General features: G+C 60.6%; 9 protein-coding genes (1 of these 9 running past the window's edge). 4 read left to right on the top strand and 5 right to left on the bottom strand.

The window, feature by feature from the left end:
* The 3 genes from hrpB to AVI_RS00270 form a co-directional block, all read left to right on the top strand.
* Positions 1-2,416 carry the 3' portion of an ATP-dependent helicase HrpB gene (hrpB, locus tag AVI_RS00280; protein ID WP_012654551.1) on the top strand. The gene continues 47 nt to the left of window position 1, outside the view, so the window shows 2,416 of its 2,463 coding nt (coding positions 48-2,463); its start codon lies beyond the left edge, outside the window; it ends in the stop codon at positions 2,414-2,416.
* 36 nt (positions 2,417-2,452) lie between these two features.
* A complete protein-coding gene (locus tag AVI_RS00275) occupies positions 2,453-3,757 on the top strand; it encodes an ActS/PrrB/RegB family redox-sensitive histidine kinase (RefSeq protein WP_012654550.1) in 1,305 nt (434 codons plus the stop codon).
* A 158-nt stretch (positions 3,758-3,915) separates the two neighbouring features.
* Entirely contained in the window at positions 3,916-4,491 is a 576-nt protein-coding gene (locus AVI_RS00270) for an ActR/PrrA/RegA family redox response regulator transcription factor (protein ID WP_012654549.1), read from the top strand.
* Positions 4,492-4,510: 19 nt separating this feature from the next.
* Here AVI_RS00270 and AVI_RS00265 read toward each other — a convergent pair whose 3' ends face one another.
* Positions 4,511-4,996: an MmcB family DNA repair protein gene (locus AVI_RS00265; protein WP_041697305.1), complete on the bottom strand. Its 486-nt coding sequence runs from the start codon at positions 4,994-4,996 to the stop codon at positions 4,511-4,513.
* Between the two features lie 176 nt (positions 4,997-5,172).
* Here AVI_RS00265 and AVI_RS00260 point away from each other — a divergent pair, with 176 nt between their 5' ends.
* Positions 5,173-5,871 (top strand): L,D-transpeptidase, encoded by a 699-nt coding sequence (locus AVI_RS00260; RefSeq protein ID WP_012654547.1) that lies wholly within the window; start codon positions 5,173-5,175, stop codon positions 5,869-5,871.
* Between the two features lie 189 nt (positions 5,872-6,060).
* On the opposite strand, the gene AVI_RS00255 is transcribed toward AVI_RS00260, so the two are convergent.
* The 4 genes from AVI_RS00255 to AVI_RS00240 all read right to left on the bottom strand — a co-directional run bounded on the left by AVI_RS00255 (position 6,061) and on the right by AVI_RS00240 (position 16,046).
* On the bottom strand, positions 6,061-8,241 hold the full coding sequence (locus AVI_RS00255) for a malate synthase G (RefSeq protein ID WP_012654546.1): 2,181 nt from the start codon (positions 8,239-8,241) through the stop codon (positions 6,061-6,063).
* A 347-nt stretch (positions 8,242-8,588) separates the two neighbouring features.
* Complete coding sequence (gene addA / locus AVI_RS00250; protein WP_012654545.1) at positions 8,589-12,137, bottom strand: double-strand break repair helicase AddA; 3,549 nt, start codon at positions 12,135-12,137, stop codon at positions 8,589-8,591.
* Positions 12,130-15,315 (bottom strand): double-strand break repair protein AddB, encoded by a 3,186-nt coding sequence (addB, locus tag AVI_RS00245; RefSeq protein WP_041696036.1) that lies wholly within the window; start codon positions 15,313-15,315, stop codon positions 12,130-12,132. The genes addA and addB overlap by 8 nt, the downstream gene beginning before the upstream one ends.
* On the bottom strand, positions 15,315-16,046 hold the full coding sequence (locus AVI_RS00240) for a nucleotidyltransferase family protein (RefSeq protein ID WP_041696034.1): 732 nt from the start codon (positions 16,044-16,046) through the stop codon (positions 15,315-15,317). The genes addB and AVI_RS00240 overlap by 1 nt, the downstream gene beginning before the upstream one ends.
* Between the last annotated feature and the right edge of the window lie 125 nt (positions 16,047-16,171).

Genomic DNA, 16,171 nt, shown 5'->3' with positions numbered 1-16,171 from the left:
TTTGGCCAAGGCATTGCGAGAGGGAAACCGTGCTGTGCTTTCCGCCCCTCCAGGAGCGGGCAAGACGACACTTGTTCCACTTTATCTGCTCGATCAGCCATGGCGCGGCGATAACCGCATCATTCTGCTGGAGCCAAGGCGGCTGGCCGCGCGTGCTGCGGCCTCCCGCATGGCCTCCCTGATCGGCGAGACTGTGGGTGAAACGGTGGGCTACCGAATGCGGCTCGATAACCGCATCTCTGCCAAGACGCGGATTGAAGTGGTCACGGAGGGCGTATTTGCCCGGATGATTCTTGAGGATCCCGAACTCTCCGGCATCGCCGCCGTGCTGTTTGATGAATTTCACGAGCGGTCACTGGATGCGGATTTTGGTCTCGCGCTGGCGCTGGATTGCCAATCCGCGCTGCGCGATGATTTGCGGCTGATTGTCATGTCGGCGACGCTGGATGTGCAGCGGATGGCAGGTCTGATGCAGGACCCGCCAGTGCTGGAAAGTGCGGGGCGCAGCTTTCCCATCGATATCCGCCACCGCGACCGGCCCGGCACTGAGCGGATTGAAGACAGCGTCACCAGTGCCATTCTCGATGCCCATGCCCATGAAAGCGGGTCGATCCTTGCCTTTCTGCCCGGTCAGGCCGAAATCCGCCGCGTGGCGGAGCGGCTGGAGGGCCGGTTGCCAGCGGCAACTTTGATTGCACCGCTTTACGGCAATCTTTCACAAGCCGAGCAAGACCAGGCCATCAAGCCCACCACTCCCGGCACCCGCAAAGTGGTGCTGGCCACATCGATTGCCGAAACCTCGATCACCATCGACGGGGTGCGGATCGTCATCGACAGCGGGCTGCAACGCCTGCCGGTCTACGAACCCTCGACGGGTATCACGCGACTGGAAACCACCCGTGTTTCGCGCGCTTCCGCCGACCAGCGGGCCGGACGTGCCGGTCGAACCGAGCCGGGTATCGCCATCCGGCTGTGGCATGCCGGTCAAACGGCAGCGATGCCAGCCTTTACCCCGCCGGAAATTCTCGCCAGTGACCTGTCAGGTCTGGTGATGGACATGGCCCATTGGGGCGTGACCGATGCCTCTGCCTTATCCTTTATCGATCAGCCCCCCGCCGCAGCCTTGAAGGAGGCGCGAAACCTGCTGGTGGCTCTTAGCGCACTGGATGATCAGGGACACTTGACGGCCAAAGGCAAGATCATGCGCGGCCTTGGCCTGCCGCCGAGGCTTGCCGCTATGGTAATTGCCGCCGCCGAACAGGGACAGGCTAAAACAGCCAGCGACATCGCTGTCCTGCTGACGGAACAAGGATTGGGCGGAACGGATATCGACCTGGAAGAACGCCTGCGCCGATTTCGGTCGGACCGCAGCGAGCGGGCCAGTGCAGCGCGCAAGCTGGCAGAGCGGCTGACGAAAGACCTGCCGAAACGTCAGGCTGCTGCCACCCCGGCGCTGGCCGGAGTGCTGCTTTTGCATGCCTATCCAGACCGGATCGCGCTGAAACGGGGCGCACCGGGGCGATATGTGATGGCGAACGGGCGCGGCGCGGAACTGGCGCAAACCGAACGGCTGGCGGCAAGCGACATGCTTGTCATTGCCGATCTGACCGGGCGGGCGGCGCAAGGGCGAATCCTGAGCGCAGCGGAAATCCGCCTTTCCGATATAGAAGAGAGCCTGCCGGCAGCAATCATTCAGGGCGATGAGAGCTTTTTCGACCCGCCAAGCGGCCAGGTCCGCGCTCGGCGCGTCAAGCGGATCGGTGCGATCATTCTGGAGGAGACACCGCTAGGGCGGCCCAGTGGCGAAGGTGCCACCAAAGCGCTGGCTGAAGGGTTGCGGCAATTGGGTCTCGAACGCCTGGATTTCAGCAAGAATGCCGAGCAATTGCGCCAGCGCATCGGTTTTCTGCATCGCACGCTCGGAACACCCTGGCCAGACATGAGTGACGAGGCCTTGCTGGATCGGCTTGAGGACTGGTTCATTCCCTTCCAGACCGGTGTGCGCAGCCTTGCCGATATTTCCATGGGCGGAATCATCGATGGGCTGAAGGCGCTGGTGCCTTACGAGGCGCAGCGTGATCTGGACCAGATGGCGCCGACCCATTTTACCGCGCCGACCGGCATGAGCCATCCGATCCAATATGACGGCGACGAGCCGAAGCTGACGATCCGCGTTCAGGAATTGTTTGGCCTTAAAAACCATCCGGCCATTGGCGGCGGACGGTTGCCGCTGCTGCTGGAACTGACGTCGCCAGCGCATCGGCCAATCCAGACGACCCGCGACCTGCCTGGTTTCTGGACGGGATCATGGAGCGACGTGCGCGCCGACATGCGAGGACGCTATCCCCGCCATCCCTGGCCCGACGACCCTGCCGCTGCTGCCCCCACGACACGGGCCAAACCGCGTGGTACATAGATCCTGCCCGAAGGAGGACGGGCGGGGGGAACGTGAATGAGCGCAAAGACGGATATTCGCATGCATTTTGGTACATCCAGCCGCAGATTGCGGCTTGAAACGCTTGTCCGGCTTCGCTGGCTGGCGGTCGCAGGGCAGACCATCACCCTGGCAATTGTCGCGCTGGTTCTGCAATTTCCGATGCCGGTACTGGCCGCCGCCATTCTGATCGGCGCATTGGCAGTGGTGAATTTCCTGCTGCAACTGGCCTTTCCGTCCACCCAGAGGCTGGAACCGATTTGGACACTGGCGATTTTGGCGCTGGATCTCTGCCAGATGGGCGCTCTGCTGTTTATCACCGGCGGGCTGGCCAATCCCTTCGCGCCGCTGATCTGCGTACCGGTCATCGTGGTTTTTGCCTCCCAGCCGCTGCGCCATTCCATGGCCTTGCTGGGCCTGGCGATGGTCTGCATTTCGGTTCAGGCTTTCACGCCTTTTCCCCTGCCCTGGTATGCCGACTATATTGATCGCGGCGGCCCGGTCATGCTGGTGGCAATCTGGTGCTCGATCGTGTCGATGACCGCCTTTGCTGCCTTCTATGCCTATCGGGTGTCCAAGGAGGCCAATCTTCTGGCCGATGCGCTGGCGGCAACCGAATTGGTGCTGCAAAAGGAAAAGCATCTTTCCCAGCTGGATGGGCTGGCCGCGGCCGCCGCCCATGAATTGGGGACACCTCTGGCGACGATCAGCGTCGTTGCCAAGGAAATGGAACGGGAATTGGGCAAGGACCCACGCTTCGGCGAGGACGTCCAGCTGCTGCGCAGCCAGAGCGAACGTTGCCGCGACATTCTGAAGCGTCTGACAACTCTGTCCGCCGAGGATGAGGCGCATATGCGGCAATTGCCGCTCTCGTCGCTGATTGAGGAAGTGATCGCGCCTCACCGGGACTTCGGCATCAAGCTGACGGTGGTGGAGGTTTCCGAACGCGCCAGCGAGCCGGTGGGTAACCGTAATCCCGGCATTCTCTACGGGCTTGGCAACCTGATCGAAAACGCCCTGGACTATGCTCGGGATCAGGTAACCATCACGGTAGAGCATGACAACCGTCATGTGACGATCATCATTGAGGACGATGGAGAAGGCTTTGCGCCCGATATCCTTCTGAGAATCGGCGAGCCTTATGTCACCAGCCGCAAAAGCGATGCGCGGGCGGGCGGACTTGGGCTGGGGTTGTTCATTGCCAAGACCTTGCTGGAGCGTTCCGGCGCTGTCCTGACCTTTGAAAATCGGGGCACCTCCAGCCCGGGGGCGCGGGTAACGGTGCGCTGGCCGCGCCGGGAAATGGAAACACCGACAAAGTGACTTTACCGACAGAGGCGAGTGCGCAATAACGCTGCGGACGTTAGAGCGTTTCTGCTCTTCATGGAATCGCAGCAACGCTCTAGTTCGTCGTTTTTACGCATTTCCGGACTGAAAACCGGTTTCCACTTTTCCTGGAAATGCTCTAGGATTGAAAGAACATGACCCAGGATATGCCGATCACCCACGAAGAGGGCGCTGCCGATCTCGGCCCGGACGCCACCTTGTTGATAGTCGATGACGACCAGCCCTTTCTGCGACGGCTGGCCCGCGCCATGGAAACCCGTGGCTTTCAAGTGGATATCGCCTCCTCCGTGGCGGAAGGCATTGCCAAGGCCAAGACCGCAGCCCCGAAATATGCCGTGGTTGACCTGCGGCTTGGTGATGGCAATGGTCTTGATGTGATCCAGGCCATTCGCGAAAGCCGGACCGACACCCGGATCATCGTGCTGACCGGCTACGGCAATATTGCCACCGCCGTCACGGCCGTCAAACTCGGCGCGGTGGATTATCTGTCAAAACCTGCCGATGCCGACGATGTCTTCAACGCCCTGACCCAGCGTCCGGGCGAAAAAGCCGATGTGCCGGAAAATCCAATGTCTGCCGACCGGGTGCGCTGGGAACATATCCAGCGGGTCTACGAGGCCTGCGAACGCAATGTCTCGGAAACCGCAAGGCGGCTGAACATGCACCGCCGCACCCTGCAACGCATTCTCGCCAAGCGCGCACCAAAGTAACACGCATGCGCCGAAACAATCAGGGCAGAAATTGCGGGGCCGCATCCCATTCGGCCCGCATCAACCGTTGGGCTGCCGCACGTGAAAAGGCCAGCATCACGGATTTGCGGGTGGCGGGGGCAAGCCTGTGTTCCGGTGCATCGCGCAACAGATGTGCGCCATAGCCGTCTGAGACGATCAGGCCGCACTCTTGCGGAAAAATCTCCTGCGGCACATCGGGCAGCGTGGCAAAAAACAGCCGGTCGCAATGCTGGCGATAGTCCGGCCATTTGCGGTCAACCCGAAAATCCTCGATGGAGGATTTGATTTCGGTAATCCAGATTTCACCCTTGTCCGAAACGCTGATCAGGTCGGCGCGGCGGCCGCTGGCCAGCGAAAGCTCCGGCAGCACGGCATGGCGCATCTGATCGAGAAGCAATTGCGTGCCACGGCGAATCATTAAGGCACGTTCGGACTGCCTTCCGTCGATTAATGTATTCTTAACGGAAATAGTAAGAATCGTCATAATCTTCTCTTTGCCGGCCCCAAGTCTGTTGCAAAAAAGCCAGTCTTCAGCAATTTGCGAGGCCAGAGACGGCATGGGTCTTCTGTTCCCTTGCAAACTCCACTGTAATCAAAAATATACCACTATCAAAGCTGGTAACACAGATCATTTCCCGCCCGAAAGTCGATGAGCCTCCCATGCGAATCCGCAATGCACTGACCGTGCTCGGTCTATTCTCCACCCTCGCCATCACTGGCTGCTCCACCACGTCGGAAGCCGACAGCAAAAAGACCGCTGAGGCCGCGCCTGTTGTCGCGCCAGCCTCGGTCGAAACAGCACAGATCTTCGATGATTCCTATGGTCCGGTTACGGATGCTGGCTATGCGCTGCCAGGCATTCCGATCCAGAAGGTCAACCCGAAGTTCCGCCGTCAGATCATTGCTTTCGACACCACAGAGCGGCCCGGTACGATCATCGTCAACACCAAGGAACGCTTCCTGTATTACGTTCTGCCGAATGGCAAGGCGATCCGCTACGGAATCGGCGTCGGCAAGGACGGCTTCGCCTGGCAGGGTCAGGCCTATATTGCTTGGAAACAGGAATGGCCAACCTGGCATCCGCCGAAGGAAATGGCCGTGCGCAAGCCGGAAGTCGCCAAATATGTTGAAAACGGCATGGGCCCCAGCATCAGCAATCCGCTTGGCGCCCGTGCCATGTATCTGTTCAACGACAAGGGCCAGGATACGCTGTTCCGTATCCACGGTTCGCCGGAATGGGCATCGATCGGCACCGCCGCATCGTCTGGCTGCATCCGCATGATCAACCAGGACGTCATCGACCTCTACAGCCGCGTCCTGCCGGGCAAGGCCACCAAGGTCATCGTTCAGCAGTCTTAAGTTCAGACAATCAGGGTTATAATAACGCCTGATAACCATCCATGAAAAAGCCGCCGGATCGCTCCGGCGGCTTTTTTGTTTCACGTGAAAATTTCAGTCTGTTTCGTCGCATCGTTCCAGACGCAAAACCGTTTCACACTTTTGCTGGAATTGGCTTCTTGCTGGCGCAATTCCGGACGCAAAACCGTTTCACACTTTTGCTGGAATTGCTGTGGCCTTCAACTCAAGTCGGCGGCGGTGCAGGACCGGTTCGGTATAACCGTTCGGCTGCTCCCTGCCCTTCAACACCAGATCGAGTGCCGCCTGGAAAGCGATGGAGGTGTCGAAATCGGCAGCCATCGGGCGATAGGCCGAATCACCCGCATTCTGCTGATCGACGATGGCTGCCATCCGTTTGAGTGTTTCGATCACCTGCGCCTCGGTGACAACGCCATGATGCAGCCAGTTGGCCATGTGTTGGGCGGAGATGCGCAGGGTCGCCCGGTCTTCCATCAGCCCGACATTGTTAATGTCAGGCACTTTCGAGCAGCCGATGCCCTGGTCGATCCAGCGGACCACATAGCCCAGAATGCCCTGGGCATTGTTATCCAGCTCGCGCTGGATTTCTTCCGGCGTCCAATTGGGGCGGGAGGCCACCGGCACCGACAAGATATCGGAGAGCTTGGCCCGCGTCCGGCTCTTCAATCCGGCCTGGACGCCCGCGACATCCACCTGATGATAATGGGTGGCATGCAGCGTAGCTGCCGTTGGTGATGGGACCCAGGCAGTATTGGCCCCGGCTTTCGGATGAGCGATCTTCTGTTCCAACATCGCCGCCATCAGGTCCGGCATGGCCCACATGCCCTTGCCAATCTGGGCATGGCCGGACAGGCCGCATTGCAGACCGATATCGACGTTCCAGTTTTCATAAGCCGCAATCCAGGCGGCCTGTTTCATGTCACCCTTGCGAATCATCGGCCCGGCTTCCATCGAGGTATGGATTTCGTCGCCAGTGCGGTCGAGGAAGCCGGTATTGATGAACACCACCCGGTCCTTGGCGGCGCGGATGCATTCCTTGAGGTTAACCGTGGTACGGCGCTCCTCATCCATAATGCCCATCTTGATCGTATTGGGTTCCATGCCCAGCGCCTGTTCGACACGGGTAAAAATTTCGACGGCAAAAGCCACTTCTTCCGGCCCATGCATTTTCGGCTTCACCACATACATTGAGCCCCGGCGCGAATTCTTCCGCCGTCCATTCGGTCCGATATCATGCAGCGCGATCACCGCGGTCACCATCGCATCCATAATGCCTTCCGGCACCTCGGCACCGTCACGATCCAGAATGGCCGGATTGGTCATCAGATGCCCGACATTGCGAATCAGCATCAGTGACCGGCTGGCGACGGTAAAGGGCTTGCCCTGCGGATCGGTGAATTCGAGATCAGGATTGAGGGTACGGGTAAAGACGTGATCGCCCTTGGTAACCACTTCCTCCAGATCGCCCTTCATCAAGCCGAGCCAGTTGGAATAGGCCAGGATCTTGTCCTCAGCATCGACGGCGGCAACCGAATCCTCGCAGTCCATGATAGCGGTAATCGCCGATTCCATTCTGATATCATTGATATTCGCCTTATCGGCAGCACCAATCGCACCTTTGGCGTCAATGCAGATTTCCACATGCAGACCGTTGCGGCGCAGAAGATAGGAGGTCACGCTGCCATCCTCGCTGAAGGTCCCCGCCAGTTGCGAGGGGTCCATCAACCCGGTCTTGTCGCCGGAGGCCAGCGTTACATCAAGATAGCCATCAGTCAGCGCAAGGCCCGCCACATCCGCCCAGCGGCCACCCGCCAGAGGCACGGACTGATCGAGGAAAGCCCGCGCCCAGGCAATAACCTTTTCGCCACGTTTGGGATTATACCCCCTGCCCTTTTCGGCACCGTCGGCCTCGGAGATCGCATCCGTTCCGTAGAGCGCGTCGTAGAGCGAACCCCAGCGCGCATTGGCAGCATTCAGGGCATAACGGGCATTCATCACAGGCACGACAAGCTGCGGCCCGGCAATCGAAGCGATTTCCGCGTCGACATTGCTGGTCGTCACGGAAAAATCCGGCCCTTCCGGCAGGAGATAGCCGATATCGCGCAGGAAAGCTTCGTAAGCCGCAAGATCCGAGGGGGCGCCGTTTTGCTTGTACCAGTTGTCCAGCTGCGCTTGAAAGGCGTCGCGCTTGGCCAGCAGGGCGCGATTCTTCGGCGCAAGCTCATGCACGAGGCTGGAGAAATGCTGGAAGAAGGCCTCTGGCTCCACGCCTGTCCCCGGCAAGGCCTCGCTCACCAGAAAATCATAGAGATCCTGCTCGATAGCCAGACCAAACTGTTCGACACGCGCCATTTCAACCTCCTGCGGTAACACATTCATCAAGGGGCAAAGCCTGTTCGCGGTGCAATGCGCGCCAGACGCTATCAAGCCCCTGCCGCCACTGCATTTGCCGCCCCACGCTACCATCCCCGTTCTTGATTGGCTGTCAACCGGACATAAATCTGAAATATCTATGCAAATTTGGGCGAAAGAGGAAATAAGCCTTTTGGTGCGTCCGAGATGAATTGCCGATCCGCACTTTTGACCGACAAACCCTAGTGCATCGATCCAAACGGAGGCTTCAGCCGAGTTTGGAAAAATCGATGCATAAACAAAAGATGAGTGCACGAAAGCATGAACGAAGTGAATGCGTCAGTGCACTAGGTGTTTTGAATGGTCTGAAGCTCTTGTAATGCGCCGTGCAAACCCGCCTCCGTCAGCGCCACCACATGCGGCCCTTCGGTATAGACCAGCAGGCACTCGATCACCCGTCCCGGATAGAGCGGCTTCAGCAATTCGCGGTAGATGGCAAGCTGGGCCGAATGGGACAGTGGCACTTCACTTTCCTGACGCGGCGGCTGCCGGTTGGTCTTGTAATCCAGCAGAATCACTTTCTCGTTCGTAACCGCCATTCGGTCCACTCGCGCCGAGACGGCGCGCTGTTCTGCGCCAAGCCGGATAGTTCCCATCAGCGAAAATTCCGTCTGCGCATGGCTGGAAAACACCTCGCTCAAGGCCGGATGGTCAAGGATAGCCAAAACACTCTCCACCAAGCGGTCGCGCTCATGGGCGGGCCAGAACCGGGCGGCGCGCTCGCCATAGCGGCGGGCGGCGGGTTTGCGTTCATCGGCGGGCAGGCCCGGCAACATTTGCAGCATCCGGTGCACCAACCGGCCCTTTTGCAGCGCCAACCCGGCATCCTCCCCTTTGCTGAACAACGGCGAGCGCAGCAGCATGTCGCCGTCCTCGTCATTCACCTCGATCCCGGCCCCGGAGGGACTTAAAGGCCGTGGCAAGCGTGGCGGCGGCGGCGCTGGCCGCAGCAGCGCCTCCGGCAAGGTTTCCAGCTCCCGTTTTTCCTGGCGTTTTTCCTGGCGTTCGAATCGGCCCGGAACGACGGCATTTTCCCAGAGCAGCCCGGTCCAGTCCCCCTCTGGCCCGCCAAAGCCCTGCTGACGGCACCGCTCCGTGTCCAATTCCAGCGCAGACCAGACCATCTGGTGCCAGATTTCAGTTTGCACCTGCTTGCCGCGATAACCGCAGACCACCAGCCGGTCGGCAGCCCGCGTCATGCCGACATAGAGCAGGCGTCGATATTCCTCCTCGATGGCCTGTTTTCGCTTTGCCACGTCCTCAGCGGTCAGAGGATTATCAACCGCTTTCACCGGCACCCAGACCGGGCATTCCTGGGGCTGCGCTCCGGTCTCGATCATCCGGAATTTTGGCAGATGTGTATGGTTGAAGGCTTTGGAGCCATCATCGACCAGAAAGACAATCGGTGCTTCCAGCCCCTTGGAGGCATGAACGGTCATGATGCGCACCTCGCTGCGCTCCTTGTCCTGTTCGCGCTTCACTTCCGGGGCTTCCTGCTCCAGCGTGGTGATGAAGGATTGCAGGCCCGGCAGGCCCGCCTGTTCATGGGAAAGAGTAAAGGTCAGGAATTCATCGATGATATCGCTGACCTCGCTGCCAAGCCGAGCCAGAAAGTCGCGTCGTCCCCCCAGGGGACCAAGCACCCGACCATAGAAATCATGGGGCAGAAGATCCCGCGCCAAGGCCACATAGCGGTGCAGACGGGCAAGGGCCGCCTGCCATTTTTCCGACCCAGCCTCCGCCAGCCGGGCAATCTCGGCAAACACCGAGATCTCGCCGCGCCGTGCTGCCACTTCAAACACATCGTCTTCGCTCAGGTTGAACAACGGGCTCTTCAGCAGCGCCGCCAGCGACAGGTCATCGGCGGTGAAAAGAACGAATCGCCCCAGTGCCAGCAGATCCTGCACGGCGATATGGCCTGTCAGCCGCAACCGGTCGGCCCCGGCCACCGGAATATTGCTGCGCCGCTTCAAGGCCCGTGTCAGCGCATTGACGAAAGCGCCGCGTTTGCGCACCAGAATGAGGATGTCGCCTGCTTCTATGGACCGCTCCACCCCCTTTTCCACGATGGTCTCGCGGGCCAGCATGATCTCGATCCGCTGGGCGATCCGCCGCGCCAGCATGGCCGAGGGCGCATTTTCCGGCGTTGCATCAAAGGGTGCGGTCCAATCCTCTTCACTTTCGCTGCCTTCCGGCGCGATCATCTCCCAGACTTCAACCGCACCGGGATGGCCGATGCGGCTCGACATATGCACCACTGGTTCCGCAACAGCCGAAAGGCCGCGGGCGTTCTCGGTGACCGAAAACACCTGATCGACGGCTGACAACACCGCATTGGTGGAGCGGAAGGACAGCGGCAGGCGCACCGCGCTGAAGCTTTCGCTGCCACGCGCCACTTCCTGCTCGGTCTCGCGGGCTTCCTGCGAAAACCGTTCCGGCTTTGCACCTTGGAAGGAGTAGATCGATTGCTTCTCATCGCCAACCGCAAAGAAGGTGCGGCGGACCGGACGGGCGCTCTGGCCGGAGAAAAAATCTTCGCGCAGCGAGCGGATCACCGACCATTGTACCGGGCTGGTATCCTGCGCCTCATCGACCAGAATATGGTCGATGCCCTGATCCAGCTTGTAATGCACCCAGGGGCCGACCGTGCTGCGGGTCAAAAGCTCGGCGGTGCGGGCAATCAGATCCTCGAAATCCAGCTGGCTGCTGCGCTTTTTCAGCTCTTCATAATCATGGTCCAGCCGCTCGGCCAGCGTTAGCGCCGCCCGTGTTGCCTTGAACAGCCGAAACAGCCGCAGGCGCTCACGGCAGGCCACCACATGGTCGCGGGCCGCAAAAATCGCATCCGACAGATGAGGGGCCGCCTTGTTCATGGCGGCGGCAATCAGCGACCGGTCGGCTTTTGGTTTATCGGAGCCGGTATAAAAAGCCTCTTCCAGCAATTGCGCCCGGATCAGCGCGTCAGGCTGGCGCACGGCGCGCTCCAGCGTCAGGGCGACGCCCTGCACAAGGGAACCGCCCTTGGTGAGCGCCAGATCGATATAGGTGGAAAGCTGCGGACCTGCGAGGGTGGGAAGCGGCCAATAGGCTTCGGCCAGCGATATCTCGGTTTCGTCAGGCTGAAGGCCCAAGGCATTGCGCAAAGCACTCTCCACGCCGCCCTTTCGGCGGGCTACCGCCAGAAAGCCGCGTACCGCATGGCGGTTGGAAACGATGTCCGACAGCAGGTTTTCCAGCCCGAATTCATCGCCAAGGCTCAACACTTCGGCAAAGGCTTCGGCGAGATTTGCATCGTCTTCGGCAGCGGTCGCCGTCAACAACGAACGGCGGGCATCGGCCAAAAGCACCGAGGCGGCGCGGTCATCCAGCACCGAAAAATGCCCGGCCACATTGGCTTCCAGCGGAAATTGGTGCAGCAGCGCCTCGCAAAAGGCATGGATGGTCTGGATTTTCAAGCCGCCCGGTGTTTCCAGGGCGCGGGCAAACAGCCGCCGCGCCTCGGCAATCTTCATGCGATCCGGCGGTCGGCGCTCGATGGTTTCGATCCGGCGGGAAAGCTCCTCGTCGGACAAGGTCGCCCATTCGGCAAGCCGGTCGAACACCCGGTTCGACATTTCAGAGGCCGCCGCCTTGGTATAGGTCAGGCAAAGAATAGAAGAGGGCCGCGCGCCCGCCAGCAGCAGGCGAATCACACGCTGTGTCAGCACATGGGTCTTGCCGGACCCGGCATTGGCCGAGACCCAGGCGGAACGGGCCGGGTCGGAGGCCAGCGATTGCTGTCGTGTGGTCCAGTCAATGGGGTCATCGCCATCGCGCAGCATGTCCGGATCAGTCATCACTGCTGCTCTCCTCTGCCGCTTCTGCGGTGGACCATTCAGCGACCCGGGCCAGATGATCGTAGTCGCCGCTGAAATCATTCATCATCGCTGGCATCAGCCGCGAGACATAGCCGCGCTCGCCCGATTGCAGCAGGGTCACGAAGCGGGTCAGTTGCGCGATGGATTCATGCGCCAGATCCAGTGCCGACTTTGCCTTGTCGCCCTTGCCGGTCAGCTCGTTATTAACCTGATCAGCCTTGAAGCGCCCGCCGGGCCGCAGCCGGACATAAATCAAATTATCCGGATTCAGCCTTCCGACATCCTTGAAGGCGCCCATGGTCAGAGCCGCAGCTTCCAAAGCCAATTGCGGGTCAAGTAGGCTGCGGGCCTGGGAAACACTGGGGTTAAGACCGGTTTTGTAATCGATGATATCGGCGTGACCAGCCCGGATATCGATCCGGTCGGCAATACCAGTGAGCCGGATATCGATCTCGCCAAGTTCTACCCCGGCACGGGCCTCCGTTACCAGCTTGGCCGGATCGCGCTGGCGTTGCCACTCGATAAAGGCGAGGCCAACCTCGGAGAAACGCTTGCGCCAGACAACATGGATATGCGGCGGCAGATTTTCCTCGGCAAACAGCGTGTCGGCAATCTCACTCATCAACTGTTCAGTGTCAGGCCCCAGCTTTTCGGGCATACGCGCCACGAATTGCTCGACAATAGCATGGTAGAGCGTGCCGCGTTCGGAGGCACCTGGATCGCTGTTGAACGGTTCAACCGGATCGAGCTTCAGAATGCGGCGGGCATAGATCGAATAGGGATCGCGCCTGAGACGCCCGACCTCGCTGAAGGAATAGGTTTTCGGATGCAGATCGGCGGGCGGCTTTGGCTGCGGGCGTTGGGCGGCGGCTTGATCTGCGCCTTTATCGAGCAGGTCAGCAAAATGCCGGTAGCGCTCACCCCTGGCTTTCAGGGTCTCAGCAAAATCCTTGCCACCCAGCGCCAGCAGCCTTTGCAGCCAGCGGGAGGCAACGGTGGGGGCCGATCCCTGCCGCAGGGCGCGGCAATAGATCAGGTGGCGGGTGCCATTGGCCATTTCGAAATCATGGGCAAGCTGGCCGATCTGCCGTTCCGGCGGCTCCAGTCCCATTTCGGTTTTCATGCTGCGCGACAAAAACGGGTTATTGGTGGTGGTGCCGGGCCATGATCCTTCATTCAACCCACCGAGGATCATCGTATCGACACTTTGCAGACGCGATTCCAGCGCGCCGAAGATGAAGACCCGCGGATGGCGCAGCGATTTTGGCTTGACCGATTCGCTGGCGGTCAGCGCCGCGACAATCTCGATCCATTGCGGACCATCGGCGCTTAGCTGGCCATCGGTTTCCATGATTTCGCTGAGCAGCCGGGCCAAAACGGCACCGGCCTCATTGGCCCAGAGGGGGCCAAGATCACCCTCATCGGTGCGGGCCACGGCCTCCAGCACCTGGCCGGTACGCTCGGCCCATTCCCTCAAAGACAAACGGGTGGTGAAATGGTGGCCATCCGGCTTGGCGACGACATGACCGGCAAGCGGTTCCACCGCCTCTGCGATTGCCTCGGCCAATATCCGTGCCTGCTGCCGGGTCTGATCGGTAAAAGAGCGCCGCCAGGCCGGTGGATGGCGGTCGTCGAACTGGGCGACCACCTGTTCATCGAACAGCGGTGCCAGCGCAGCGATGTCGATGGCACCGGTGCCGCCGCGCAGCGCAATGGCTTCCAAAGCGTCGGTGGCTTCACGATGTCCATCGTCGGGCAAGCCAAACCGGGCGAGTGGGTGCTTAAGCAAGGAGACGATGGCAACGGGATCGCCGGGCCGCAACACGGCTTCCAACACCAGCACCAGCAACGTGCCCTGCGGCGTCGCCGAAAATGGCGTACCCGCCGAATCGTCGGCCTCGATGCCGAACCGGGCCAGTTCTGACGCGACCCGACGCGCAAGGTTGCGGTCAGGGGTAATCAGCGCAGCGCGGCTTTCTCCACCATCAGCACCGGGCCGCTCCAGGGCCAGCCTGAGGGCAATGGCAATGGCGATCGCCTCTTCCCGCTCGTTGGCCGCCTCAATCAGCGCCACATCGGCAAAGGCGGCCTGAAACCTGTTATCCCCGAATGCCTGCCGCCAGGCGGTCCATTGGTCAGTTGCCTTGGCAGGCGACAGCGCCCGGGAGAGAATTTCGCTGCGGTCGGCAAGGTCGGGTTCTGCCTCTTCCAGCACGCCCACGTCGTCACGGGTCAAGCCTAGACGGCCCAAAAGCCGGTGCAGGCCGTATTGCGGATGGGTGCGGGCGGTCGGCTCCGGCGGCATGCCGGGAGGCTGTTCACCCCCGACGCTGTGCCACTGATCATCCGGCATGGCCTTGTCCAACCCCGGCAGCACGATCACCCCCTGAGGCAAGCGCGCCACCGCCGCGATCAGCTCGGACGCAGCAGGAATCGAGCCGGTCGAGCCCGCGACGATCACCGGATGAGGATCAGAAAGGTGACCAACACGGTCGCGTTCGGTGCGCAGCAAGGCATTGCGGTGGAGAACCGGCGAAGACCGGTTCAACTCTTCCAGCCGGGCAGGCCAATAGGCACTGGCAATGCCGAGGAAAGCCAGCGTCAATTGCCACCAGGAGGCAAAATCACGGGCATCGAGCTTGTCGAGATCGGCCCAATCACGCTCCTCGGTTTCCACCGAATCGATCAGTTCCACCAGCGCCCTCGCCAACCATACGGCATCAGCCGGGCTGGCCGGAGCGACAAGCGGGGTTTCGGTGTGAATGCTCAGCACGATATCCGGCAGCTTGTTGCGCCAGGCGAGAATCAACTGCGCCAGTTCCAGCAGCCGCACCGTATTGCTGATCGGCGGGTTCAACGCCAGCAGCGCCGGGGTATCCGCGTCGAAATAACTGGCATCATCCTCGGCTTCGCCCAGGGGCTTGATCATCGGCAGAATGGCGGATTGGCCACCCAGCACCTCGACGAACTGCGCGCGCAGCACGCGCACGGCGCGCCGAGTTGGCACCAGGATCGTGACCTTGGACAAAGACAGGGGATCGGCTGGATCATAGCGAAAGCCGGGGGCGAGACGGCCATCGCACAGGGTCTCGGCAATCAGCCGCAGGAAAGGCCGATCCGGGGGAATGGTGAAGATGCGGGCTTGCAGGCTGGACATCAGATGTCCTGCGGCTGGCGGGCCAGCACCGTTTCCGCCTCTTCAATCGCCTCCGGCGTGCCAACCGTCAACCATTGGCCCTCCAGCATCAGCCCGAACAACCGCCCCTCGGCAATGGCCCGATCGAAATAGATGTTGAGATTGAAGGCATCATCAGGCGCATCGTCCAACAGGGCGTGCTCCATGGCCAAGGCCCCGGCATAGACCACCGGATTCGGATCGCCTGTCTGATAGCGGGTCAGCCTGCCATCGGCGCCGAGGTTGAAATCGTTCTTGCCATTATGGCCGGTGGTCTGTTCCAGCGTGACGCAGAGCATCAGCATATCCATCTGCGCCGGGTCAAAGGCTTCCCCCAGTCTTTGCAGATTGGTGGGGTGGTCCTTCGGCTCACCGATCCAGAACAGGTCGGCATTCATCACCAGCAACGGGCCGGGAGCCAGATGCCTGATGCCTTTGGCCAGGCCGCCTCCATTGTTCATCAAGCCATCGCGCTCATCGGAAATCACGATGCGCGGCTGATCGCGCCCGGCCAGATGCGCCAGCATTTGTTCGGGAAAATGGTGAATGTTGACCACAGCGGTTTCTACGCCCGCCTGTTGCAAATGATCCAGCGCATAATCCACCAGCGTCTTGCCCGCCACCCGCACCAGAGGCTTTGGCATGGTGTCAGTGATAGGACGCATTCTTGTGCCGAGCCCTGCGGCCAGCACCATGGCTTGGGAAATCTTCATGGCTCTCGTATCTGTCGGCGATCTGCGGCATCGCTCACATGTGACGCATCATCTTTACGAGACACGCTCTATCGCAAATCCTGCCACAGAACCACTGTCGAGAGGACCAGAACCACTGTTCCAGT

The organism is Allorhizobium ampelinum S4, from assembly GCF_000016285.1.
Taxonomy (GTDB): Bacteria; Pseudomonadota; Alphaproteobacteria; order Rhizobiales; family Rhizobiaceae; genus Allorhizobium; species Allorhizobium ampelinum.
The sequence above is the reverse complement of the archived record's forward strand: the minus strand, read 5'-3'. Positions and strand labels throughout refer to the sequence as shown.